The organism is Cyclobacteriaceae bacterium, assembly GCA_025808415.1.
Lineage (GTDB): Bacteria > Bacteroidota > Bacteroidia > Cytophagales > Cyclobacteriaceae > UBA2336.
Window position 1 is genome coordinate 771,832 of sequence record CP075525.1, and the last position, 25,710, is coordinate 797,541.

The following is a 25,710-nucleotide window of genomic DNA, read 5'->3' on the forward strand; positions in this document are numbered from 1 at the left end:
GATATGAATTTGAGGCCTTTCTGTTGAGTTTGGGGTTATTAATGTGCGTATTCGCTCATAAAGTGGATGCGCATAAGCCTGATTTCTTCTTCCGAATAATCCGCAAGCGATTCATCGTTAAGTGCAGCTTCGAGGCTATCGGTTTCGGCATTCATAAAATAATCGTGAATGTCATCCTGCTTTTGCGGATCGATCAGAGCCTCCAGGTAGTAATTCAGGTTTAGTTTGGTGCCCGAATAACAAATGTTTTCAATTTCAGTCAGCAATTCTTCAAACGAAAGGTGTGTTAACTCGGCAATTTCTTCCAGGTCAACTTTTTTATCGATTTGCTGAATGATCAGGATTTTTGTTTTCGATTTATTAACGGAAGATTTTACAACAACTTCGGTGGCTGTTTCTATTTCGTTTTCGTCAACATAGTTTTGGATCAGTTCGAGAAACTCTTTTCCGAACTTATTTACCTTGCCCATGCCCACCCCATTTACCGAGGCCAAATCTTCTTTGGTTGTAGGATAGGTAGTGGCCATTTCTTCCAGCGATGGGTCCTGGAAGATTACATATGGCGGAAGGTTTTTCTCTTTGGCGATTTTTTTACGCAGGCTTTTCAGCATTTCAAAGAGTGCGCTGTCGTACGATTTGGCATTTACCGGTGCCTTTTCAGATGATACTTCTTCATCCTCAACATCAGTGGTAAAGTCGTGGTCGCGGGCCAGCTCGATAGGTACTGGTTTTTTCAGGAAGGCCTCGCCCCGTTTCGAAAGTTTAAGTACGCCAATGTTTTCGATGTCTTTATCTAAGTATTGATAGATTAGTGCTTGCCGGATGACGGATTTCCAAAAGTCTGCATCTTCATGGCTACCGGTACTAAAAATAGGAAGATCGAAATGGCCGTAACTTTTTACATATTCATCTTCAACGCCACGGATGACATGCACCAAATGGTTAAGGCCAAAGCGTTCGTTGGTTTGTTTCACGGCCTGCAGCACTGTCTTTACGGCCTCCATGCCGTCAAACCGTTCGCGTGGGTGCACACAATTGTCGCACATGCCGCAATTATCTTCTTTAAATTCCTCACCGAAGTAATGCAGCAATTGCCTTCTGCGGCAAACCGGTGACTCGGCATAGTACTCCATCTCCTGCAACAGGATGCGGGCATTTTCGCGCTCTTGGACCGATTTATCTTTATTGAATTTTTCCAGTTTGTTCAGGTCGTTATGGCTGTAGAACATGAGGCAATGCCCCTCCAGGCCATCGCGACCGGAGCGACCGGTTTCCTGGTAATAACCTTCAAGCGATTTGGGAACATCATAATGCACGACAAAGCGTACATCGGGTTTATCAATGCCCATGCCGAAGGCAATGGTTGCCACAATAATGTCAACTTCTTCGTTCAGGAAGTCATCCTGGTTTTTTTCGCGTACATCAGCATCGAGCCCGGCATGGTATGGTGCTGCCTTAAATCCATTAACCGATAACAGGTTTGCAATCTCTTCAACTTTTTTTCGGCTCAGGCAGTACACAATACCGGATTTGCCTTTGTTGTCGCGCAGGAATTTGATCAGCTGCTTTTTGGTTTCTTTTTTCGGCCGAACTTCGTAATAAAGATTTTTACGGTTAAACGATGAAAGAAAAATATCAGCTTCTTCCATCTGAAGGTTTTTCTGGATGTCAAGCTGAACCTTGGGTGTGGCCGTAGCGGTAAGCGCTACAACCGGAAGGTTGCCCAACTGTTGAATCATGGTTTTGATCTTGCGGTACTCCGGGCGGAAGTCGTGCCCCCACTCGGATATGCAATGGGCTTCATCAATAGCCACAAACGAAACCGTTACTTTCTTTAGAAACTCAATATTCTCTTCTTTGGTAAGTGATTCCGGAGCGACATAAAGCAATTTAACATCGCCATTCACACAATCTTTTTTAAGCCGCGTTATTTCCCCTTTGGTAAGGGTTGAATTTAGAAAGCGTGCATTAACACCATAGCCGAAGAGTTGATCAACCTGGTTTTTCATCAAGGCAATAAGCGGAGAGATCACAATGGCCAAACCGTCTGACATCAAAGCCGGCAATTGATAACATAATGATTTGCCTGCCCCGGTGGGCATGATTACAAACGTATTTTTACCGTCCAGTATATTTCGGATAATGGTTTCCTGGTTGCCCCGAAAAGTGGAATAACCAAAAACCTCTTTTAGCTTAAGTTTTAATTCATCTTTCTCTTCAACCACCATCATAATCGTCTATTCCAAAAAGTTAGTATCAATTTCTTGTATCTTTGTCTGTATCAAAGCTAACTGCCGAAACAGAATTGAATATAGCAAAAAATATCAAAAACATTGCACAGGAAGTTTTATTAAATGAATCCCGTGCAATTGAAAACCTGGTACAATTAATTGACAACGATTTCGAAGCCTGTGTTAAAGAAATTTATTCTTTAAAAGGCCGCGTTGTCGTTACAGGCATTGGTAAAAGCGCCATAATTGCCAATAAAATTGTGGCTACGCTTAATTCCACCGGAACCCCGGCCATTTTTATGCATGCTGCCGATGCCATTCATGGCGATTTGGGCATGATTCAAAAGGAAGACCTTGTGATCTGCATTTCAAAAAGCGGTAATACGCCCGAAATTAAGGTGCTTGTACCGCTGTTAAAACGAAGGGGCTCAAAACTTGTTGCTTTGGTAAGCAATACAAATTCATACCTGGCCCAACAAGCCGATTTCATTTTAAATGCAACGATTGCGGAAGAAGCCTGCCCGAATAACCTTGCACCTACCACCAGCACAACGGCACACCTGGCCTTGGGCGATGCACTTGCCATAAGCTTGCTTGAGCTTCGCAATTTTTCCAGTGCCGACTTTGCCCAGTATCATCCGGGCGGATCGTTAGGGAAACAGCTCTACCTAAAGGTGTCGGATATTGTATCGGGTAATGCTATTCCGCTGGTGAGGCCCGATGCCCCATTAAAAGATGTGATCATTGAGATATCATCAAAGCGATTGGGCTGCACAGCCGTGGTGGACGAGCAGAATAAACTGTTGGGGATTATTACCGATGGTGATTTGAGAAGGATGTTGCAAAAAGAAACCAATCTTGCCGGCATCAAAGCAACTGATATTATGACAGTCAGCCCGAAAACTATAGCGAAAGATGAATTTGCCGTAAAGGCTTTGCATCAAATGCAGGAAAACAGTATTACCCAGTTAGTTGTGCTGGACAATAACCAACTGGCAGGGTTTATCCATTTACATGATTTATTAAAAGAGGGCATTGTGTAATCCCCTATTCAAACGTTAAGCATGAAAAAAAATCTTTATGTAGTGTTAATGGCCGGTGGCGTGGGTGTCCGCTTTTGGCCATATAGTCGCAATGCAAAGCCTAAGCAGTTTTTGGATGTGCTTGGTATAGGCAAATCACTCCTTCAGTCAACCTACGAAAGGTTTTTACCTATTTGTGCAAAGGAGAATATTTATATCGTAACGCATGAAGAACACGCTCATCTGGTAAAGGAACAATTGCCCGAGGTTAGCGACAACCAGGTATTGGCTGAGCCCATGCGCAAAAACACAGCCGCCTGTATTGCTTATGCCAGTTATAAAATACGGCAACAAAATGCCGATGCCGTTATTGTGGTAAGCCCTTCTGATCATTTGATTTTAAAAGAAAGCGAATTCATAAGTACCATTTCAAAAGCTGTTGACCAAGCGCAGGATCATGACAAGTTGATCACGTTGGGCATAACGCCCACACGACCTGAAACAGGTTACGGTTACATCCAGTTTATTCCCGAAAAGAAAATCTTGAAAAAGGTTAAAACCTTTACCGAGAAACCGGAACTATCATTGGCGAAGAAATTCCTGGAGAGTGGGGACTTTGTATGGAACTCCGGAATTTTTATCTGGGGTGTGAAAGCCATTATTGCTGCACTACAGGAGCATCTTCCTGAAATGGCAGAAGTTTTTGAAGAAAATTTAGAGCAATTCGGAACCGACCAGGAGAAGAACGCCATTTCAAAAATTTACACCCAGTGTAAAAGCATTTCCATCGACTATGGCATTATGGAAAAGGCCACCAATGTGTATGTGTGCCAGGCTAATTTCAGTTGGTCAGATTTGGGTTCGTGGAATTCCATTCATGATATCTCTGCCAAAGACAAAGAGAATAACACCACTACCGGACAGGTATTAGTATATGATACACGCAACTCGATTATCCGCTCCTCTACACCGGGGCGGTTACTGATTGCCCAGGGCCTGAACGGCTACCTGGTTGGTGAGTTTGGCAACGTAATTATCGTTTGCGAAAAAGAGCGGGAAGATTTATTCCGGCAGTTTGTAAATGATGTAAAGGCTATGAAAGGTGGAGGGGAGTTTTTGTAGAATTGGTGTCAACTAAGGCTAATCCCATTCTTCCCGGAGTTTTTGTTGATAGGTATGGCCAGTACTTCCTAAACAGCGAGGAAAGTTTTCAAATTATTAAGAACGCAGTAACCCCATTTTGTTACCTGATATCCTTAAATGGTACATGCATACCTTTTTTCAAATATTATTCATTTTCCCTTTCTAATACGAATCGAAGTGAAGAATTCCGGAAGGGTTAGCCCGTGGATATTCAGGATTTTTAACAGGCTTTTAATGGTGATGTTAACTTTTCCTTTTTCCATTCGCCAATATTGCATACGTGGTAAATCCTGGTCATGCGCGAAAGTTTCATAGCTTGAATACCCAGCTTCTTTGCGAAGTTCTGCCAAACGTTCACCGATTTGCTTCAGAGTAAGGTTTAGAATTTCATCCTCTTTCACGGGGTGAAAATTCCATACAAATAGCCTTATTAGTTACACCTTATGAGTATCCACCTTTTGTGATACATATTTTTTTCAGTTACGTTCAGTCATGTTTTGCAAAACCCCCACTGTGCCCGACAGATTTCGGGTTACTAATAAATTTAAAACCATGAAAAATTTTAATGTGATTTCATTTATTATAGTTATTCTTGTGGTATCCTGTTCACCAAGCCATGAGATGGATTCTCAACTGGATGAAATGCTGAACAATTATTTAAACTCATCGTCATTCTATGACTTAGGTATAGAAAAGTCGAATCTGGATTTAGTGAGTTTCCAAAGAGGAATGACCCAATCACAACGTAATTCGTTTTCAATATCTCTAAAATCTAGATCAAATCAGTTCATAATCGGAGTAGTAAAATCATCTGGTGATTTTGGTTCATTTTTAGTAACTGTTGAAAAAGATGTATATACAGATGATAAGGTTATTTTTAATGAAGGTAGGTTTTACGCTAATTATACCTTTTACAATCAAAAGTCAACTTTTGGAATGAAGATTGAAAATTCAATCGTGACGGAGTTTAGGGATGACCCAAAACAATCCTCTCTTAGATGCAATGGTATGATAGATGTGTTGGATTGTGCCGCCAGGCATATTGATAGTATGCGTACAATTGCCCGACTATCCTGCTATGCGACTATCGGGACTTGTTTGGCAATAGAGATGGCAGATTGTATTTTGGATGGTTGCGCTAATCTTTAAAATATTAAGAAATGGAAGCCTTAATTAAATTGATGATTATCTTCATCCTAAATATAGCGATAGCCTTATTCGTTATCGTAAGGATTTATAGATCAGAACACTTAAGATTAGAGATAAAGTCAGTTTTATATCTAATATCAGTTCTTTTTCCTATTTTAGGCTTGCTTGCATTTTTGATCTTTGCTAAGCCCAAATACCAGAGTCAAAAAGAGTTTGATTAAATGGTGATAACTGAAGGTAGAGGCAATTAGTCTCTGCCTTCAAAATAATTCTACGAATGATAATTGAAGCAAAAGGCATTTCTAAAAAGTATAAAAATAAATGTGTATTACAAAATATCGATCTTAAAATTGACTCTGGTGAGGTTATTGGCTTGATTGGCCCCAATGGCTCAGGTAAGACCACGCTCCTGAATATATTTATGAACATAATTCAATCATATTTGGGTAGTTTAAAAATTCAATCTGGAGCAAGATTAGGAATGTCAGTTTCGCGTATGGGTTTTTTTGAGGACATGGATGTTCAGACTAATGTTAAAATGTACGCATCTTTAGGGGGTGGTGATATAAAAAATCTGAATGATCTGTATGATTTCTTATCAATTGACTACAAATCTCTTTTGTATAAAGAACTTTCAGCAGGTATGAAACAAAAGGTTTCATTGCTGCTTTCTTTCCTTAGACAATATGATTTGACCTTATTAGATGAGCCTACAAATCATTTGGATGTGGATTCAATTATAGCGCTCAGAAAATTAATCCTTGAAAGGAAAAAGTTGGGAGATTCGTTTTTGATAGCAAGTCATGTATTGAGCGATTTAGAGAAAATTTGTGACAGAGTAATTTTTATTAAAGCAGGGGTAGTTGTAGCTACTGAAGAGACAAACTCCCTTATTCGAAAATATGGGGATCTTGAAAAGGCTTATTCTGAACTACTTGAGACTAAAATCACAGAGAATTAATTAGTAGTTATGGATACTTTTCGATTCGAAATTTCGAAGCTATTCGGACGAAAATACGTAGTAATTCTGCTGGCTATTACCACCGTATCGTTCCCTTTATTGATTGCAGTTCTTGGCCGTATTTCTGTAACTGCAAATGAAATCAGTGAAGGTCTATACATTGAAACGATGGCATTCTATATCTTAAAGATATCACAAACTTATTTTTTTTTACCAGTTTATATACTAATTCTGTGTGGACACGAATTTTTAATTGGCCATGTCAACAGGGTCGTTTTTCTTAGGTCAAGAGGTTTTTATTTTACCGCAAAAATTATTTTCTGTTTAATTATTTCGGTTTTTTTTACTTTTTTAGGAATTATAGCACTTTTTTTATCGATCGAATTTTCTGGTTTTACAAGCCTGCATGCTAACATTTTCTTTTATATAGAATTTACATTTACAATATTGGTGACTTCATTCTTATTTTCAATTCTCCTTCTTTCCATTGTTTTTGTTTTCAGATCGCCTATAGTTTCATATGTTTTTTTTGTGGGATGGGACTTTTTTGAAGGGATAGTATTTCTGATGTTTAATCGACTTTATAATATAAAGTTGATTGGACTTCCATTGCATTCAATAAGACTGCTCTACGATAAGGATTTGAGCCATAATGTTGAAAGTTATCGAAGGATTTTTTCTGAATTTGAATTTACTACAATAACTCCTTTTCTATTAGTTGGTTCAATCATAATATTTTTATACTTATATTTTAGTAATTCGGATTTAAAATCTCTTTCTGATTAAACTAAAGCATATTTCTTTCTCACCACTTCATACATCGCTATTCCTGCCGCCACAGATACATTCAATGAACCAATCTCTCCCTTCATGGGGATTTTTACCAGTTCATCGGCACTGCGCAGCAAGGCATCTGATATACCATCTTCTTCCGAACCCATAATCAATGCGACAGGGCCTTTAATGTCAACCTCGTAAATAAGTTTGGTGGCTTTTTCAGTACACGCAATAACGGTAATTCCACTTTCGCGCAGGTAGGTAATGGTTTTCTTTAAATCTTTTTCGCGGCAAACCGGTAAGTGGTTAAGCGCCCCGGCAGAAGTTTTCATCGCATCGCTGGTGATGGGCGCATTGCCCTTTTCTCCGATAACCAACGCATCAATTCCAGCGCATTCCGCGGTGCGGGCAATGGCCCCGAAATTCCGAACATCGGTAATTTGATCCAGCAACAATAGAAAAGGCTCACGCCCTTCACTAAATGCCGCATGAACAATATTATCCAGCGAAGCATACTCCACGGAGGAGAGCAGACAAATTACACCTTGATGGTTTTTGGTGGAAAGCCGATTGAGTTTTTCCTGCGGAACGTAACTAAAGGAAAGATTTTTTGCACGGATTACCTGAAGGAGTTCCCGGATCAGGTCATTTGAAATACCTTTTTGGATCAGGATGCGTTCGATTTGCCGCCCGGCCTTAATTGCCTCCATTACGGCCCGGGTACCGTAAATCATATCGGTTTTAGTCATGGCTCAAAAGTACGAATATCCATCAACGCTTGCCTGTCGCAGGCAGGAATTGCTAAAACCTTGCCTTCCGCCACAAGTCAATCATCTCATACCATTTGGCTTCATAGGCCTTATCGCGGAGCAGCACAAAATTTTCAGGATCAAAAATAGTAGCGGCCTTTACGAATGTAAACTTACCGGTAAAGGTTGTGTTCTTGTACTCCCAAACTTCGCGATCGTTAAAAAGGTACACCGCTTGAGGCAAGCCGAAAATTATATATATCATGCCTCGGTCTGTTTTCCAGCCTTCTTTGTACGAACTAAAATAAAGGTTGGCCAACTCAACGCGCCTGAAGTAGCTGCGCATAAATATCTTGGCACGGTCGGTATTGCCGGTAATGCTCAAAACAACTTTATCGAACTGGGCTTTATCATTACCTGCGGCAGCAAGCCGGCTGTATTCGGTGTTGCTACAAATGTAAATCATAGGCCCCGCCAGACTTTGCAGCTTGCCCAGTTTTGGATAATCGTCCTCTATCCTGAAGCCCACACCAAGGGCCGAAGTGGTATCTTGCTGGGCAAGGTATAAGCCATTACGGCTAAGGGAAATGGATGCGTTGGGAGCAACCTTAAATACCGTATCGGGTTTTAGGACTGGCGAAACGCGCGCCTGCGCCACCGAAAATGGCGGTGCGGCAGCCGGAAAGGCTTCGTTATAATGCGACACTAATAGTGGTCTTTCATCGGCAAAGCCTGTAAGGGAAACTTCGGTATTTAGTCGCGCATAATTTTTTACGGAAGGATTGTTGCCCTGACTCAAATACGGTGTGGGGGATGCAGGAACCTTTTTGTAAAAGATGGTCATTACCTTTTTAGCATTATTCAAAACCTTGGCCACGGCATATTTACCGGCAGTGGATTGTTCCAAAAACACACGACCGGACTTTAAGCTTTCCGAAGTGGTCTCCGGCTGCGCTGTGGTAATGGCAGTGCCCTCTTTTTCTGACAGGTCTTTACGTATCTCCCATAAAATATCATAGGTCATAAGGTTTATGGCTTCCCCGCTGCGTTCAAGCGTGTATTGGATTTCAATCTGGTTGTTTCGATGAACGATTTTCCAATGGAGAAAAAATTCCTGGTCGGGATAATAAATGTAATTGTAATTGATGTTTTGAAGCCCTTGTGCCAGCGAAGCCGTGCTTGCCAGCAGGATGGATGCGATTGAAAAGAATTTACGCATAATCTTTATTCCGCTATTTTTGCGCACGTTATCCATATGGCTAAGATATATACAACTGAAATAACATCCGAAAATATTCCTTCGGATAACCCCATACATCAACGTTTATTTAAAGCATATGTTGCGGCCGGTCCTTATATACAAGGTGATGTGCTGGAGATAGGTTGTGGTGAAGGGCGGGGCATTGCCTTGTTAAAACCAAAATCAAAAAGTTTTACGGCAGTTGATAAAATTGATGAGGCCTTGAATGCCCTTCGTGTAAAATTTCCAGACGCAAAATTTATTGCGATGAACCTTCCCCCGCTTCATGGTTTACAAGACAATGCCTACGATTGTGTTATTACTTTTCAGGTAATTGAACATATTAAGGATGATCGCTTTTTTTTGAAAGAGATTTACCGGGTGCTTAAACCGGGTGGCGTAGCCTTAATTACCACACCTAACCGAAGGTTATCGTTGAGCCGGAACCCATGGCACATCCGCGAATACCTGGCTAGTGAATTAAAACAATTAGCTGCTGAAATTTTTGACTCAGTTGTGATGATGGGTATTACTGGAAACGAACAGGTAATGGCCTACTATGAGGAAAATAGAAAGTCGGTTAACCGGCTTATGCGATGGGATATTTTTAACCTTCAGCATAAATTACCAGCGTGGATGCTGCGCATTCCGTATGAGTTTATGAATCGCTTGAACCGTAATAAACTACACGCTGGTGATAGCGCACTTGTGCGTAACATTACCCACAACCATTACCTGGTTACCGACAATGCCGATGAGGCGTTGGATTTATTTTTGATCGTAAAAAAATAAATCCTCCAAGGTCTTTAAGACCTTAGAGGATTTAACTGAAAACTACCGTTGTATTTCAGCCGCATGCTTTTCGTAGGCATCTTCAAAGCGTTTGGCAAGGTCGGCTTCACCATACTTATAAAGTACGCGTTGTAATTCGCCCAATACGGCAATGTTGTTGTACAAGTCGCGATTAAATTCTCCTCTGCGGATCATATAACTCGCCATTTCATCCACACGGTTGCCAATAACCGTTGCTATTTCAACGGCCTTTTCGGTTTCACCAACTTCCATAAGCAATTCTACGCTCAGGGCATTGGTAAAATCGTAAGGAACCCCTTTATCGGGCATTTTCTCAAGCCCTAAAAGCAGTATTTCCCTTGCGCGTTCTTTGTCGTCTTCGGCAATCAGGGCTCCGGCAAGTTCGTTTATCGTTGAGCGGTGGTTTTGTACAAAACTCCTGTAATCCAGACTGAAAAATGCTTTGGGGTCATCCAATCCGCGGAAGCGGAATTTTTGTGTGATGTTTGTATAGGCAACATCTGTATTGACCAATCTGTTTTGCGGTGTAGGATTACGAATGGGTAAAATGCGAAAGGCATTACCTTCAATAACGATAAAGGGTTTCAGATCAACATTAAATTGTTCAAGCGAAGTGTTGTTCACGTAAATTGGACGTTCCCAATTGTTGGTGAGTAGCAGGTCCAGCAACGCCAAATCCTGTTTCATTAAACTATTGCCCTTTACCCGAAGCCGCATCTCTGGAACCAGCAAATCTTTCAGGTCATCCGGAATGATACCCAGCGATTTTACATGGGCAGTATCAACTTTGAGCACAAGTTCTTTTGACGGAACCATGTTGGTGGTTCCGTACTGCGGGTGGATTAAATTCTTGCTTTCTTTTTTAATCAAATCAATATACTGCGCCAGGTCGATGCTTTTAATTCCGGTTTCATAGTACATCAGTCCGTCATTATAGCCTCCCTGCCGGTAATGCTTTTCGGTAAGGGTGTATGGAAACGGCTCTGACTCATAATGCCTGCGCATGCTCTGTGCAATGTACCAATCGGTGTTGTAGTAGCTTAGTACCACTACACGAATATCTGTGCGAATCCCTTCAACTTCCTGGGCGTACCAGAGCGGGAAGGTGTCGTTATCACCACCGGTAAAAAGTATGGCATTAGGCGCACATGATTCAAGATAGTTGCTGGCTGAGTCAACCGAGAAGAATCGGTTTGAACGATTGTGGTCATCCCATCCTTCGGCCGCCATAATAGCGGGTGCTGTAAGGCCGATAAGGGTGGCGGCAATGGCTGCTGCTTTTTGATTTTGAATAAGCCTGCCAATGCTTTGCGCGATGGCGATTACACCAAAACCAATCCAGAAACAAAACGCATAATACGAACCGGCATAGATGTAATCGCGTTCACGGGGTTCACTTGGCGGTGAGTTGAGGTAAACCACCAACGCCACCCCGGTGAGTACAAACAATAATCCAACAACAGCAAAGTTTTTCTTGTCGTTTAAGTAGTGATAAACCAATCCTATCATGCCGATGATAAACGGAATCATGAAAAAGTTATTCCGCGCTTTGTTGTAGGAAATCATTTCGGGCACTTCTTCAAACCAGCTGTTGGGACCTAACCAATCGCCACCAATTTCATCGGTTTCACGACCGGCAAAATTGAACATGAAGTAGCGTACATACATCCAGTAAATCTGGTGCGAAAACATGAAGCTAAGGTTATCGGCAAAGGTTGGCTTTTGTCCCTCTTTCAACCCAAGCTTCGATCGGTACAACGCCTGGTGCTGCCTGTCGGTGCTGTAGATACGCGGCAGTATGGTGGTGTGATTAGGATCGTACACATACGAAATTTTGCGCTCAGCCACTTCATATTTGTCTTTGCCCTTGCGGTATTGAGGCGCTCCTTCTTTGATGTCGATAACCTGTGCGGTGAAATACTGACCATACAACAACGGGCGGCTTCCGTACTGCTCACGTTTCAGGTAGCTTACGAAACTCATAATGTCTGACGGGTCGTTCTCGTCAATAGGAGGATTGTAATTGGAACGGATTACCACCACCGCGTAAGAAACATATCCTATCAAAATAAAGGCGGTGGAGAGCAAGAAAGTATTTAACGCAGGTTTGTTATTAACATGGGTGTAGCGGATACCGTAAACCAACGCCCCGATAATTAACAGGCTGAAGAAGATAACCCCCGAGCCAAAGAACATGCCTAACGTGTTTACAAAGAACACTTCAAAATTTCCGGCCAGCGAAGGTAAACCCGGAATGATAATATCATTGATGAAGATGATGAGCAATCCGCTTACGCCAAGGGTTGCAATAATTCCCCACGTGGTTGGTTTATATTTCTTGAAGTAGAAAATCAACCCAAGGGCTGGAAGTGTCACCAGGTTTAGCAAGTGAACACCTATGGAAAGTCCAACCATATAGGAGATAAGAATCAGCCAGCGGTTAGCTTTTGATTCATCTTCAATAACATCCCATTTCAGCATGGCCCATACCACAAAGGCTGTAAAGGCCGATGACATGGCGTAAACTTCGGCTTCAACGGCAGAGAACCAGATGGAATCAGCAAAGGTATTGGCCAGCGCGCCAACAACACCAGCACCCATGAGCAAAAGAGTTTTGTCAAAACCGTGCTCATCCGGGTTGGTGATTTTCATAAGTTTCCTACCAAAAAGGGTAATCGACCAAAAGGTAAAGAGTGACGCGAAGGCACCCGAAAGCACGCTCATGAAGTTTATCCAGTAGGCCACCTTGGTAACATCACCTAATGCCAGAAAGGAAAACAATCTGCCCAGCAAAAGAAACAATGGCGCCCCGGGAGGGTGGGGTACTTCCAGCTTGTAGGATACGGCAATAAATTCACCGCAGTCCCAGTAACTGGCCGTTTCTTCCATGGTAATCCAATACACCGCCAGGGTGATGACGAAAATGGCCCATCCGGTAAGGTTATTAATCTTCTGAAAATTCATATTCTTCTATTGAGCTTTATGCACTGTGTTTGCCAACGCTTTTGGCAGATAAAGGGGCGAAAATACTGATTTTGGGGTTATGAAATAACGATAACGGTTTTAATGGCTCATCGGGTATCTTAACCAAATATTTCTTTGATAAGATCTTCTTTTGTTTGATTTCTATTGACCGAAATATCGGCTAAAATGGCCGAAAGGGTTCCAACTTTTATAGGATCGTGATTAGGAATTGTTACATGATGGGTTTTTGGAAAGGAACACGTCAGGCGGATGTGACTTCCTTTTTGCCTACTAACTTCGTAACCAATTTTGCTGAGTGATTTGATGAATTCCCGGGCAGAAACATTGCGGGGAATTTTCATAATGTGATGAGTTCTTCTTTGGTGAAATGTAGTCTGATTATACGGGGGTGCTTGCCTTCATCAAAATGCGTCAGCACAGCCTCCCGGATATTCACTTTAAGATCTTTAAGATTATCAGCCTCTGTAAAAATACTTTCACCAAGCGCACGTGCCTCGTATCCACCTTCTGGCGATTCTTCGATAACAAAGATTAATTCTTTCATGGCCATGCAAGTTACTATTTTTTTAGATGTGCCTCAGTGTCTGGAAAAGCAGTTATTTATACACGATCACATAAAAAACAAGCCATAGAAGAAAGATCAGCACGTAGGAACTGACCACAATAAACCATACGGTTTTCTTTTCTTTTTTTGCATAATGATGGATGCCCGCTACTAGCAGAAAACAATAGGCAATTTCAAAAAGATTTAATGCCCTAAGCGGATAGGCCCATCGTGTATCGATGGCGTAGTAATCGAAAAAGTGCATGAGAGACAACGGATAGAAAGCCCCGATGTCGGTGTAGAGTGGGTCGGTTTCAACAAACAGGAACCATAGGATTTTCAATACCTCAGGGATAAAGAAAATAAACTCAGCGCCCACCACCACGCCCCAGCACTGGCTATAGGTTACCCGGTAGCCATACATGAAACAACCTACCCAAATAACAAAGGCAATTATGGTGAACTTCCAGAGGTAAATCAGGGGTACTGAGATGAACTGTAGGGTGCTGATTAAAGTTAGAATAGCGCCTTCGGGCCTATCCTGCAGAAACTCAAAGGCTGCGGTTTCGTTTTCAATGAAGGACTTTTTAATGTAGAGCAACAATAGCGTAATCAGGCAAAGCAGTACGAACAGCAGCCTTTTGTCGGTTGCGAATATTGACTTAGTTTCGTTTTCGTTTTGCATACCTGGGGCAGCTTTTCGGGTTAGGTAATTCTATGGGTAAATCAATTCAGACACAACTATTCGGGGCAATCATTTTTAGCTTAGTCGCGGGTTTGCCGTTAAAAGCACAGCCGGAAGTGAAAAAGGATACCACGATTATCCTGATATCCGATCTGGGTGTACAGTTGCAATGTACCGAAGCCCTTAATGACCTCTACAATTTTAAGTTTGCTGATGCCGAGTGGAAGTTCCGGTATTTGAGGTACAAATATCGCTGGCACCCGCTGCCGTATTTTTTAATGGGTCTTATTGAGTGGTGGAAAATTATGCCCAACACAAAAAATGAGGCACATGATAAAACTTTCATGGCCTATATGGATAGTACCATTCTTGTGGCAGAAAATTTATTCAAGAAACATCCGGAGTATAAAATTGAAGCCGCGTTTTTTCTCTCAGCAGCCTATGGTTTTAAAGGCCGATTGTATTCGGATGAATACAGGAGGCAATGGACCAAAGCCGCTTCAGCCGGCAAAAGTGCATTGAAGTACCTGGAGGTTAGCAAGCAAGGACAGGATTTGAGTCCGGAGTTATTGTTTGGTGATGCGCTGTTCAATTATTTTTCAGTGTGGGTACCGGAGAATTATCCTTCACTAAAGCCCATTCTATGGTTCTTTCCCAAAGGCGACAAAAAGCTAGGCCTCGAACAATTGAAGGAAGTTTCCTATAACGCCTTTTACACACGGACCGAGGCTATGGTTTGGCTGATGCGCATTTTAAATAACTACGAAAATGACCAGCCCCGTGCTTTTCAGATAAGCGAATACTTGTTTGAGACATACCCTGACAATCCCGTTTTCCATCGGTATTATGCACGCATGCTTTATTCGATAGGCAGATTTGCGCAGGCTGAACCTGTTAGTAAGGAAATATTAGCACGGATTGACAGCGGTATGATTGGATACGAGGCCACCAGTGGGCGCTATGCAGCTTTTTTTATGGGCCAGATCAGTGAGGCCAAGCGCGATTTGAATGACGCCAAAAAGTATTATGAATTATGTGTTCGCTATGCTGAGGAGATTGAGGCCACCGAATCGGGCTATTATCTTTATTCATTAATTGCCTTGGGCGAGATTGCTGAAAAGCAAGGCAACAAAGCTGAGGCAAAAAAATATTTTAACCTGGTAAAGAAAAAATCAAAGCGGAAAGACGAAGCTTTCAAGGATGCCAAACGCAGGCTGAAGAAAATGGAGCAGGTGGATTGAAACTAATAACCAACTAATGAAGAAATTCTTACGCGTATTAAAACCGCTTGCGCCATTTTTTGAGGTTTTGCTGCTGCCCATTACGATCACTTCAATTGTTTGGTTTCGTATTTCAAGGTATTGGGGGTTGAAAAGCACACCCCTTACACGAGCTTTGTTTTTGAAATTAGGAATGTACCCAGTTGTGGATCATTACTACGATCCTCTTTTTGATTACAGGAAACTTCATGAGCATCAGCCAAAAGCCCGATTTGATTTCAATATCAAGAACCAATTGAACCTGATATCAAGCTTTTCCTTTCGTGAAGAACTGAGTGCTATGCCATTGAATAGCCCCGATAGACAATCGTTAAAGTTTTATTACGAAAATGGATCTTTTGGATCGGGTGATGCTGAATTTTATTACTCACTCATTCGGTTGATTAAGCCAAAAAGAATAATTGAGGTTGGCTCTGGGTTTTCAACCCGTGCAGCCCTAGCGGCAGTAGAAGAAAACACCAAAACCGATTTAGCGTATACCTGCAAAATTACCTGCATCGAGCCGTATGAAATGCCTTGGCTGGAGCAAACTGGCGTGAACTTGCTTCGAACCAAAGTGGAAGAACTGTCGCCTGAATTCTTTGATTCATTAGAAAGTGGGGATATCTTATTTATCGATTCTTCGCATATTATTCGCCCCGGGGGTGATGTAGTAACCATAATTCTTGATTTATTACCCCGATTAAAAAGTGGAGTGTATGTACATTTTCATGATATTTTTATTCCTGATGATTATCCGGTAGCATGGTTAAGAGATGATTTCAGGATGTGGAATGAGCAATATATTCTGGAGGCATTTATGATCAATAATAATTTGTTTGAGGTAATTTGCATGATGAATTTCCTTACGAAAAATCATTACGAAGCATTGAAAAAAGTATTTCCTGTATTGGAGAAACAGCCGGATCGTGTGCCGGGATCATTTTGGATAAGAAGGAAATAACGGCAGGATGGAATTACGAGATCTTATAACTACCCCCTTAGTTCTACTTTTAGTATACATCATAGCTTATCTTGTTCGTCCGCGGGTAACCGATGCGGTAAATCGGAAGTACTTTTTTCCTGCGCTTACGCTAAGAATTTTTGGTGCGTTAGCCCTCGGGTTTTTATACCAGTTTTATTATGATGGTGGGGATACCTTCAACTATCATACCCATGGCAGCCGTCACGTTTGGGAGGCATTCATGGATTCGCCTCTATTGGGATGGAAGCTATTGACGTCAAGCGGTGAGTATGGGCAGGGCACGTATGCATATGCGTCTCAGATACCATTTTACACCGATCCCTCTTCATTTTTTGTGATCAGGGTAGCTGCCTTATTTGATCTGATTACCTTCTCATCCTATTCGGCAACAGTAGTTTTTTTTGCCGTTATAAGCTTTTGTGGCGCGTGGGCATTGTTTATTGCCTTTTATTGCCATTCGCCTCAAATACATCGTTGGGTTGCTTTGGCCACACTGTTTGTCCCGTCAGTAATATTTTGGGGTTCTGGTCTTTTAAAAGACACACTTACACTAGCTGCGGTTGGTATTTTGACGTATTGCGCTGATAAAATATTTATTCATAGAAGGTATTCGTTAGTTACAGGAATAGTACTGGTTCTAAGTGTGCTGATCATCTACGCAGTAAAGAAATACATACTACTTTGTTTTCTTCCGGCTTTGTTGCTTTGGATTTATGCCGATAAGTTATCTCGAATTCGCTCGGTTGTAGTTAAGATATTAATTCTTCCTTTGATTGCATTCTTATTGATTGGGTCCGGATATTACGCCATCTATCTGATAGGAAAGGATGATGCACGTTATTCATTAGATAGAATTGCCATAACAGCACAAATTACAGCCTATGATATTGGATTTTATACAGGGAAGGATGCTGGGAGCAGTTATAGTTTAGGTGAGCTAGATGGTACATTCTTTGGAATGCTAAGTAAAGCACCTGAAGCTATTAATGTTTCCTTGTTTCGACCCTATATTTGGGAAGTTAAGAATCCACTTATGTTACTCTCCGCATTAGAGAGTTCTCTGCTCCTCTTTCTGACCGTATATATACTGTACCGATCCCGCTGGAAGTTCTCGTTTTTATTTCGAAATCCAACTGTTATTTTCTGTCTGGTTTTCAGTATTACTTTTGCTTTTGCCGTGGGCGTATCCACCTTTAATTTCGGAACACTCGCGCGGTACAAAATTCCACTTCTTCCATTTTATTTATTAGCCCTTATAGAGATTTATTTTTACGTAAAGAGTTTGAGGAAATTATCGGTATTCGAGCGAACAGAGTAACAAGTCTCGACCTTTTTTCTCCCCTCCAACCCAAACGTTAGTCGCATATGTTCATTGGTAATCAGTTGAGTTAAATAAAACAGCCACTCTTCTTTTTTGGATGCCAAAAAGCCATTTATTCCATGATCAATAATAGTGGTGTTGACGCCTATTGGTGAGGCCACACAAGGGATGCTCATAGCCATATATTGAAGTGCTTTAAAACCACATTTTCCTTTCGACCATTCATCGTCTGGCAATGGCATTATTCCTATATCAATTTTGGAAAGATCATAGGCTTCAGTTTCTCTACTCCATTTCATAAAATCATATCTCTCTAATTTCATTTCAAGCTGCTTGTCAGCAATAAGTGCAAAAGTTACCTGCGGGAAAGTCTTTTCAAGTTCGTATAGAACCTCCTCTACCTCAAACAAGTATTTTAGTGTAGAATGAGATCCGGTCCATCCGATAATTATTTGGTTTGATTTTTTTTTATTAGGGTACGGGGATCGATTATGTAAATTTTCTGTATCAATGGTGGTGGGGTTAACAATAACATTGGTATTGAATTGTCTGGCGTAGCTTGCGAGAAATATATTGCCGCAGCTCACTTTATAACTCCATTTACAAATTGTTTTTACTTTGTTTCTTTGACGTATAAATTTCTCAAAAATTGATTCATCAATTTTATCTGACAACCAGATTGCATCATCAAAATCATAAATTATTTTCTTTTGAAAAATATTTTTAATGATCCACTCAAAGAATGGCGGAGCAATAGGGGCGCATTCCCTGTGAATAAATACAAAGTCTGATTGTGAAATCGAATACAATTGAATTATCCTGCGAAAAAATCCTATACAAATAATCAATAATGTACTCAATGAATCTTTATGGGTATAAAGTCCCCTATTTTTTTTGTTAGGGATAAAACCAAAATAGGTAAAGCGAAATCCCTTCTCTTTTAGAGCATCAAAGTACTGTTCAAATCTAAATCTTTGGGAGGGTGCAATGTTGTCAGAGTAGGGCGCGATAAAGGTAATTTTTTTGAATGAATGCATAAATGTGTAAACTTTTTACTCTATATGCTTTTTTTAGCGATGTTTGAACCTTAATGCAAACTTTTAAAGAATATCTCGCTCAAGTCCTATCGCGATTTAAGACTAAAGGGTCATTTACGCAAAATCTTGCGATTACATTTTCCGGAAACGTTATTGCTCAACTATTAGGTTTTATCCTAACACCTTTTATTGCTCGAATATATGGGCCTGAAGCTTACGGACTGTTCTCCCTTTTTATCGCAATAACTAATAATTTGTCACCATTAACTACTTTGCAACTCCCGGGAGGATATGTAGCAGCACGAAATGAAACCGAATTTTATAATTTAATCAGGCTAACAATCTTAGCTATATTCACTGTCCTAATATTGTCCTTACTGGCAATATTTTTCTTCGCAGAACCGTTATTAGAACTCTTTAATGCAGAGATACTTAAGCCCTATCTGTACTTTATCCCGATTTATTTTTTCTTTATGGGTGCTGATAATTTACTCTTGGGCTGGAACATAAGAAGTAAGGAATTCACAAGGGGAGCTGTCGCAAAAATTTTTTCAGTTGTACTTAGCAAGGGCATTACCCTGCTTTGGGGTTTGCTGGTTTGGCCATCAGCTTTGGGTATCATTCTGGGTAATTTAATGTTATATCCTGTTGAGGCTTCGGTAAAACTGAGCCGGTCAATTCGACAAAATGTTGGGCGTGTCCTGTTTAACTTTTCGGCCAAAGATCTATGGGTAGTCTTCAAAGACTATAAAGGTTACCCATTGTTTATAACTTCAGGAGTACTAATCGGCAATCTAAGCAATCATTTACCAATTTATTATCTATCCATTGAATTTGATGCTACCGCTGTTGGTTTATATGCCCTTGCCAGTAGTTTAGTCACATTACCGTTATCCATTATCATCATGTCATCAACTACAGTTTTTCTTCAGAAAGCTGCAGAGATGAAAAGTAACCAGCCTGATGAGTTAAAAACAATGGTTTATGGCTTGTATAATAATTCCTATTACTTGAGTCTGTTTGGGCTGACAATTTTTTCCTTGCTGAGCGAAAGAATATTTGTTTTTCTATTTGGGGAGGCCTGGCGAATGGGGGGAGAATTTGCAGGTTATATTGCGTTAGGCTCTTTTTTTATGATGGCTGTATTACCTCTTTCTGTACTATTTAGATTGTTCAATAAAGAGCGTGTCAACTTTACAATCCAAGTAGTTTCGTTGTTCATTAAATTGGCAGGTTTAGGATTGGGAGTTTATTTCCGAAGTGTTCAGATATCTATTTTAGGTTATTCGCTTGCCACCCTATTGGTTCATTTTATAACTTTAGTATACATATTTAAATTAGTAGATCTATCAACGAAAAAAATTGTATTCCACCTGGTACTTTCTTTGGCAATTTTTTTATCAATTTGTTGGATAGGGATATGAGCAGAAATGATATGTTATTGGTTAAGATTTTAAACCGGGTTAAAGGTGAATTCAACCTACTCGGTAATAAGCTCATGAAGTTCTACAGAAGCCTGCATGCTAACCAACATCAGCTTACCTCCACCACAAGTGAAAATCGCTACCCGGAATTGTTTGACGAGGCACGTAAGGCATTGGTAGGTCATGTGGCTGTCGGGACAAAAATACTTTCGTATGGTTGCTCAACCGGTGAAGAATGCTTCTCTCTCAGGCGGTATTTTCCCAACAGCAGGATTATAGGTGTCGACATCAATAAATCGAATTTACGAATCGCGCAAAGCAACAATGATGATCCGAATATTGAGTTCTTCTCAAGTAATGAAACAAATATTAAGACATTAGGTCCATACCACGCAATTTTTTGTCTCTCAGTATTGTGCAGATGGGAGGACACAAAACTTTTGCAGAACTGTGCAAACGTCTATCCCTTTTCTAAATACGAAGCCAGTATAGCATTTTTGGCTAGTCAAATTGTAGAGGGTGGGTTGTTGATTATTTATAATAGTAACTTCAGGTTCGAAGATACACGAGTGTTCGGTGAATTTGAAATTATTGATACACCCTCCGTCTCAGACAGTGGTTTTGTAGTGAAGTTTGATTCGTTTAACAATCGGGTAGAGACGCTACATCGACCTTGCATTTACCGTAAAAAGTATCAATGAAATTATTGGTTATAAGTATCTCAGCCCCTCCTAAAAATTCTCCCGAGAGTGTTCAAACAGGAAGATATCTTTATTACTTGTCAAAGAATCATGAAGTCACCCTCTTAACTACGCGGGTTACAGGTGGATGGGAGCCAGAAGATAAATCTCTTGAAAAGTATTTGCAGAACATACGCTCTCATGTTTCTCTTACAATGCTTCATCCAAAAATACTAACGGTAGTCAAAAGAATTTTACCATTTGTGGTTGTGCCTGATGATGACTTTATTTTTCCAAAGCTGTTTAGATTTGCTGAAACAAAAGTACCTCAAGGGTCAGAAATTATTTTTTCCCGTTCAGCTCCATTCAGTTCAGCGCTTATGGCTTTAAAGTTTTCCAGGAATTGGAATTTGCCGTGGATAATGCACTTGAGCGATCCATGGGGAGATAATCCATTTCAACCACTCACAAAATTTCCTAAAAAGCGCAATAAACTTTTAGAAAGGATTTGTATTGAACAAGCAAAGTTAGTGACATTGACTTCTGTAAAAACAGTTAAGTATTATCAACAAAAGTATCCCAATCATGCCCACAAGTTCCGGCTGTTGCCTAATGTTTTTGATGATGCTTTCATCAATACAACACCCATTGAATTTATAGGAAAAATCAAATTTGTATTGACTGGAAGATTGTATGGAAGCCGCAGCATCTTTCAGTTAATGGATGCTATTGAGCGTTCAATAAGAATTGAACCTATGTTTGAGGATCAGTCTGAGTTTATTTTTGCAGGTTTTTTTGACCAGAAAAACATTGATCGTATTAAACAATCAAAAGCAAAGAATGTAAAGTACATGGGGCATCTTTCGATGCAAGAAGCAATCCGGCTCCAACAGTCTTCCTCTGTTTTGGTGGCAATTGATGCTTTGGAGCAGGATCCGATTTTTGATCTGTTCTTTCCATCTAAACTTTTAGATTATTTTACTGCTAGAAGATATATACTAGCCATTACCAGTAAGAATAGCACTACTCATGATTTGGTGGACCAAAAATTTGGTTCATGCTTTAATGCTGAAAATATTCATAAACTACCCGATCATTTATTATTCTTAACAGAGCAATTTTTTGCTAAGAATAGGAATCTCTTTGAAATCAATGAAAATTTTATGGAATATTCGGCAAGCCAGAATGCTGCAAAATTGGAAGCTCTTTTACGAGAGGTAGTTGAGTAATATGACTGACAAAATAATTCTAAAAGGCTATTATGGTTTTGCAAACCTTGGAGATGATATCTTGCTTAAGGTGACGTATCAACTAGTTAAGGAATGCTTCCCTGATAGTGAAATTTTGGTTTGCTCAAACAGTGCATTTGATAATAGTTATATCATAAGTATTCTGGGTGAATCAGTAAGGATTATTAAAGATGATGACCCTATCAAGGCCAACTGGATTGTAGACGGTGGTGGTGGAGTTTATTTTGATTTTAAAAAGGGAAATCTGAAGTTTTATTTACTTAATACAATTATTCATTTACTCGGATTCACATTGTTTAAATCATTTTATAGAGCGTATCGAAGTTTGAAGAGAAATACAGGCATCACTTCAATTGGGAGGATTGGATTGGGTATTGGTGTTGGCTCATATACTTATTCCTCTGCCAGATTTTTTAATGATATCATTTCACTTTCTGATTACGATTTTTTGCTGGTGCGCGATGAAGAAAGTGCTAAACGAATTATCCGCTACGGTTTTTCTTATACTTTAAGAATTGCAACTGATTTGGCTTTTTTAAAACAGTATTGGCTTAGTGACTCCGAAATATCGGGATCAGAAAGAAACTGTGTCGGTTTTATTCTTCGTGATTGGAGCTATGACAATCAGATTGATTTTGATGCAATCGAACAAACAGCTCAGTCATTGCAGCGTTCTGGAATTCCAGTCCTATTCTTTTCGTTTGATGGAAATACCGATAGATTTTATAAAGAAAGGTTTAGTAACTTTTCCATGATTGAATGGAATCCTGAGAGAATCACTGTAACTGAGTTTGTTCAAAAGTTGAAACAATGCAAGTTGATAGTTACCAGTCGGGCGCATGGTGCTATTCTGTCGGCATGCCTCAACATTCCCTCTGTTTGTTTAGCCATTGAAGAGAAATTGGTGAAGGTTTCAGAAATGCTTGCTAAATCATCCGTGTTGATTCAGATGCCTATACAGGCTTCTGAACTTACTCAAGTAGTTTTGCATCAATTTCGAAAGGAAGGTCTCGAAGAGTGTGTTCGTGAAGATGTCCGGCTAAATCAAATAGTAATGGAAGCTGGTATAGTTAGCTTGAAAGAGTTTTTAAAGGGGAATTAATGAGGAAGGTACTATTAATAATTGGCACAAGACCAGAAGCAATAAAATTAATTCCTGTGTACAAGGAGTTAAAAAAGTCCAAAGGCTGGTTAACACTTTTGGTATCTACTGGCCAGCATCATGAAATGTTAAAATCAATTTTTGATTTTTTCGAAGTGCAACCGGATGTTGATTTGGCAGTCATGACAAAAAATCAATCATTAGTTGGATTAACTGAGTTGTTACTTAGGGCCTGCACAACCGTTATTGAAGATCATTCACCCGATTTAATAATTGTTCAAGGGGACACAACAACAGCAATGGTCGGTGCGCTGGCTGGATTTTACAAACAAGTGCAAATTGCTCATGTTGAGGCTGGACTTCGTTCCTATGACAAGACCGCTCCATTTCCGGAAGAAGTTAACCGCAGAATGATAAGCGCAATGGCGGATTTTCATTTTGCGCCAACAAAAACTGCAGCAGAGGCTTTGAAATATGAACGGGTTCAGGGCAAAATTAAGGTAGTAGGAAATACCGTAATTGATAGCTTGGTTTTCGCCACAAAAAAAGTATTGAAGAACCTGATAGTACTTGATTCAAAATATACTAGTGTATTAGATCAGTATGAGAGGATGATTTTAATTACAGGGCATCGGAGGGAAAGCTTCGGAGATGGATTCAAAAATATATGCAAAGCCATACAAGTATTAGCCCATACCTATCCGAAGGTCTCGTTTGTGTATCCGGTTCATCTTAATCCCAATGTAAGGGACGTGGTTTTCAATATGCTAGATAGCTTGCCTAATGTATTTTTGATAAATCCCGTAACGTATGATGATATGGTTTACCTGATGACTAAGTCTTATCTCATACTTACTGACTCTGGAGGAGTTCAGGAGGAAGCCCCTAGTTTGGGGAAACCGGTTTTGATTATGCGGGAGAAAACAGAAAGACCTGAGGGTGTAAAGGCGGGGTGTAGTTTACTGGTTGGCTCCTCTGAGAAGAAAATTGTTAAGGCGGTTATGGATCTTATGGACAACGGACGAAAATACAAGCTAATGGCACGTGTAGCTAATCCTTATGGAAAAGGTGATAGTTCAAAGAAGATTGTTTCATACCTACATAATAATATTCAATAGGTTGAAGACGCAAGAGAAGAAAAGAGTTTTGATGATCATTCCAAATCTGGATTTTGGAGGAGCGCAAAATTCATTCTCTCGATTAAGTTGTTTGCTTAAGCCTCATTTTGAGTTGCAATTAGTTGTTTTTAATAAACTCAATCTTGCACCAATTGTGCTCGGAGGTAATCTTAATGATTTGGGTGTATCTGGATCTGGTTTTGTAGCAGTAAAGTTAGTGCGATTTTTTCAACGCATTATTCGCTTACGAAAAATTAAAAAAAAAATCAATCCCCATGTTTCGATAAGTTTTTTAGAGGGTGCCGATTATATTAATATTCTATCAGCTATTGGTGAGCGTGTTTACCTTTATATACATGGTTCGAAATTATTCGATAAAAATATAAGAGGATATATCGGCCTGATAAGAAAGAAGATTTTAATACCTATACTTTACTCAAGGGCCAACAAAGTATTGGTTGTAAATATGGCTATTGCAGAGGAATTGAAAAGCCATTTTAAGCTAAGGCATCAAGCATTTGAAGTGATGCCAAATTTTTATGACTTTGAAGAAATGAATAGACTCGCCTCTTCTCAATTAAGTGATTCAGCAGAAGTATTTTTTAAGAAGAATAAAGTGATTTGTATTTCTGGTCGTCTTGCGCCTGAAAAGGGTATCGAAAAATTTGTCCAGATTCTTCCAGCAGTTTTGAAAATCCAACCTGGTCTTAGGGTGGTCCTTGTTGGCGATGGCCCACAACAGGATAAAATTAAGTCCACTATCCTATCATTAGGAATTTCTTATGATGATTCAATGGTTGACTTGAATCAGGATAGTGAGGCTACAGTCTTTTTTTTGGGCTATCAAAAAAATCCCTATCCGTATATGAGTCGGTCTTCATTACTCGCATTGCCTTCATTCAACGAAGGTATGCCAAACACAGTAGTTGAGGCTATGGGGTTGGGTGTTCCTGTAGTGGCAGCTGACTGCCCTTATGGTCCGCGGGAAATTCTGGCACCAAATGATCAACTAAGTAAAGCAGGGAGTGTCCAAAAAGTTGAATGGTGTGAATTCGGGGTGCTTATTCCGGAATGGAATACACCGTTAGTCAATGAAGCATGGGCAGAAGCTTTAATCGGATTACTGACTTCTGCTGAGAAATGGGAACATTTTAGGCTCCAGTCAAAAAAACGAGCATCCGATTTTTCGGTAGAGAAAAACGTCTCTAAATGGATAAGTCTGATTGACTGCTGAT

At 40.2% G+C, this 25,710-nt stretch carries 23 protein-coding genes; 14 read left to right on the top strand and 9 right to left on the bottom strand.

Annotated elements, in window-relative coordinates; translation table 11 throughout:
• Window positions 1-38: 38 nt before the first annotated feature.
• A complete protein-coding gene (gene recQ, locus KIT51_03585) occupies window positions 39-2,228 on the bottom strand; it encodes a DNA helicase RecQ (protein UYN88486.1) in 2,190 nt (729 codons plus the stop codon).
• Between the two features lie 77 nt (window positions 2,229-2,305).
• Here recQ and KIT51_03590 point away from each other — a divergent pair, with 77 nt between their 5' ends.
• Window positions 2,306-3,274 (top strand): KpsF/GutQ family sugar-phosphate isomerase, encoded by a 969-nt coding sequence (locus tag KIT51_03590; protein ID UYN88487.1) that lies wholly within the window; start codon window positions 2,306-2,308, stop codon window positions 3,272-3,274.
• A 21-nt stretch (window positions 3,275-3,295) separates the two neighbouring features.
• Complete coding sequence (locus KIT51_03595) at window positions 3,296-4,375, top strand: mannose-1-phosphate guanylyltransferase (protein UYN87367.1); 1,080 nt, start codon at window positions 3,296-3,298, stop codon at window positions 4,373-4,375.
• Between the two features lie 170 nt (window positions 4,376-4,545).
• Here the strand turns inward: KIT51_03595 and KIT51_03600 are convergent, their stop codons facing one another.
• Window positions 4,546-4,782, bottom strand: a complete 237-nt coding sequence (locus tag KIT51_03600; protein ID UYN88488.1) for an XRE family transcriptional regulator — start codon at window positions 4,780-4,782, stop codon at window positions 4,546-4,548.
• A 166-nt stretch (window positions 4,783-4,948) separates the two neighbouring features.
• On the opposite strand from KIT51_03600, the gene KIT51_03605 reads away from it, so the two are divergent.
• Together KIT51_03605 and KIT51_03610 are read left to right on the top strand one after the other, a co-directional pair.
• Entirely contained in the window at window positions 4,949-5,545 is a 597-nt protein-coding gene (locus KIT51_03605; GenBank protein UYN87368.1) for a hypothetical protein, read from the top strand.
• Between the two features lie 277 nt (window positions 5,546-5,822).
• Entirely contained in the window at window positions 5,823-6,506 is a 684-nt protein-coding gene (locus tag KIT51_03610; GenBank protein UYN87369.1) for an ABC transporter ATP-binding protein, read from the top strand.
• 782 nt (window positions 6,507-7,288) lie between these two features.
• On the opposite strand, the gene rlmB is transcribed toward KIT51_03610, so the two are convergent.
• Both rlmB and KIT51_03620 read right to left on the bottom strand, forming a co-directional pair.
• Window positions 7,289-8,032 (bottom strand): 23S rRNA (guanosine(2251)-2'-O)-methyltransferase RlmB, encoded by a 744-nt coding sequence (rlmB, locus tag KIT51_03615; protein UYN87370.1) that lies wholly within the window; start codon window positions 8,030-8,032, stop codon window positions 7,289-7,291.
• Window positions 8,033-8,084: 52 nt separating this feature from the next.
• On the bottom strand, window positions 8,085-9,287 hold the full coding sequence (locus tag KIT51_03620) for a GWxTD domain-containing protein (GenBank protein UYN87371.1): 1,203 nt from the start codon (window positions 9,285-9,287) through the stop codon (window positions 8,085-8,087).
• Here KIT51_03620 and KIT51_03625 point away from each other — a divergent pair, their 5' ends adjacent.
• A complete protein-coding gene (locus tag KIT51_03625; GenBank protein UYN87372.1) occupies window positions 9,288-10,064 on the top strand; it encodes a class I SAM-dependent methyltransferase in 777 nt (258 codons plus the stop codon).
• Between the two features lie 42 nt (window positions 10,065-10,106).
• On the opposite strand, the gene KIT51_03630 is transcribed toward KIT51_03625, so the two are convergent.
• The 4 genes from KIT51_03630 to KIT51_03645 all read right to left on the bottom strand — a co-directional run bounded on the left by KIT51_03630 (window position 10,107) and on the right by KIT51_03645 (window position 14,299).
• Entirely contained in the window at window positions 10,107-13,049 is a 2,943-nt protein-coding gene (locus tag KIT51_03630; protein ID UYN87373.1) for a DUF2723 domain-containing protein, read from the bottom strand.
• Window positions 13,050-13,168: 119 nt separating this feature from the next.
• Window positions 13,169-13,411, bottom strand: coding sequence for a type II toxin-antitoxin system HicA family toxin (locus KIT51_03635; GenBank protein UYN87374.1), 243 nt, complete (start codon window positions 13,409-13,411; stop codon window positions 13,169-13,171).
• The gene (locus tag KIT51_03640; protein UYN87375.1) at window positions 13,408-13,614 is read right to left on the bottom strand and encodes a 2-oxoisovalerate dehydrogenase; all 207 of its coding nucleotides are present in this window, start codon (window positions 13,612-13,614) and stop codon (window positions 13,408-13,410) included. The genes KIT51_03635 and KIT51_03640 overlap by 4 nt, the downstream gene beginning before the upstream one ends.
• A gap of 52 nt (window positions 13,615-13,666) precedes the next feature.
• A complete protein-coding gene (locus KIT51_03645; GenBank protein UYN87376.1) occupies window positions 13,667-14,299 on the bottom strand; it encodes a hypothetical protein in 633 nt (210 codons plus the stop codon).
• A gap of 44 nt (window positions 14,300-14,343) precedes the next feature.
• On the opposite strand from KIT51_03645, the gene KIT51_03650 reads away from it, so the two are divergent.
• The 3 genes from KIT51_03650 to KIT51_03660 are packed head-to-tail and all read left to right on the top strand — an operon-like array spanning window position 14,344 to window position 17,861.
• Window positions 14,344-15,540, top strand: coding sequence for a tol-pal system protein YbgF (locus KIT51_03650; GenBank protein ID UYN88489.1), 1,197 nt, complete (start codon window positions 14,344-14,346; stop codon window positions 15,538-15,540).
• A 16-nt stretch (window positions 15,541-15,556) separates the two neighbouring features.
• Window positions 15,557-16,522, top strand: a complete 966-nt coding sequence (locus KIT51_03655; protein UYN87377.1) for a class I SAM-dependent methyltransferase — start codon at window positions 15,557-15,559, stop codon at window positions 16,520-16,522.
• A 7-nt stretch (window positions 16,523-16,529) separates the two neighbouring features.
• Window positions 16,530-17,861, top strand: a complete 1,332-nt coding sequence (locus KIT51_03660) for a hypothetical protein (GenBank protein ID UYN87378.1) — start codon at window positions 16,530-16,532, stop codon at window positions 17,859-17,861.
• On the opposite strand, the gene KIT51_03665 is transcribed toward KIT51_03660, so the two are convergent.
• Window positions 17,813-18,901: a glycosyltransferase family 4 protein gene (locus KIT51_03665; protein UYN87379.1), complete on the bottom strand. Its 1,089-nt coding sequence runs from the start codon at window positions 18,899-18,901 to the stop codon at window positions 17,813-17,815. The genes KIT51_03660 and KIT51_03665 overlap by 49 nt on opposite strands.
• A 53-nt stretch (window positions 18,902-18,954) precedes the next feature.
• On the opposite strand from KIT51_03665, the gene KIT51_03670 reads away from it, so the two are divergent.
• The 6 genes from KIT51_03670 (at window position 18,955) to KIT51_03695 (ending at window position 25,709) form a co-directional block, all read left to right on the top strand.
• Window positions 18,955-20,325 (top strand): oligosaccharide flippase family protein, encoded by a 1,371-nt coding sequence (locus KIT51_03670; protein ID UYN87380.1) that lies wholly within the window; start codon window positions 18,955-18,957, stop codon window positions 20,323-20,325.
• A 74-nt stretch (window positions 20,326-20,399) separates the two neighbouring features.
• Window positions 20,400-21,026, top strand: coding sequence for a class I SAM-dependent methyltransferase (locus KIT51_03675; protein ID UYN87381.1), 627 nt, complete (start codon window positions 20,400-20,402; stop codon window positions 21,024-21,026).
• Window positions 21,023-22,234 (top strand): hypothetical protein, encoded by a 1,212-nt coding sequence (locus KIT51_03680; protein ID UYN87382.1) that lies wholly within the window; start codon window positions 21,023-21,025, stop codon window positions 22,232-22,234. The genes KIT51_03675 and KIT51_03680 overlap by 4 nt, the downstream gene beginning before the upstream one ends.
• A 1-nt stretch (window position 22,235) precedes the next feature.
• Window positions 22,236-23,357 (top strand): polysaccharide pyruvyl transferase family protein, encoded by a 1,122-nt coding sequence (locus KIT51_03685; GenBank protein ID UYN87383.1) that lies wholly within the window; start codon window positions 22,236-22,238, stop codon window positions 23,355-23,357.
• Entirely contained in the window at window positions 23,357-24,475 is a 1,119-nt protein-coding gene (gene wecB / locus KIT51_03690) for a UDP-N-acetylglucosamine 2-epimerase (non-hydrolyzing) (protein ID UYN87384.1), read from the top strand. Before KIT51_03685 ends, wecB begins: the two co-directional genes overlap by 1 nt.
• Window positions 24,417-25,709: a glycosyltransferase gene (locus tag KIT51_03695; GenBank protein ID UYN87385.1), complete on the top strand. Its 1,293-nt coding sequence runs from the start codon at window positions 24,417-24,419 to the stop codon at window positions 25,707-25,709. Before wecB ends, KIT51_03695 begins: the two co-directional genes overlap by 59 nt.
• Window position 25,710: the final 1 nt, after the last annotated feature.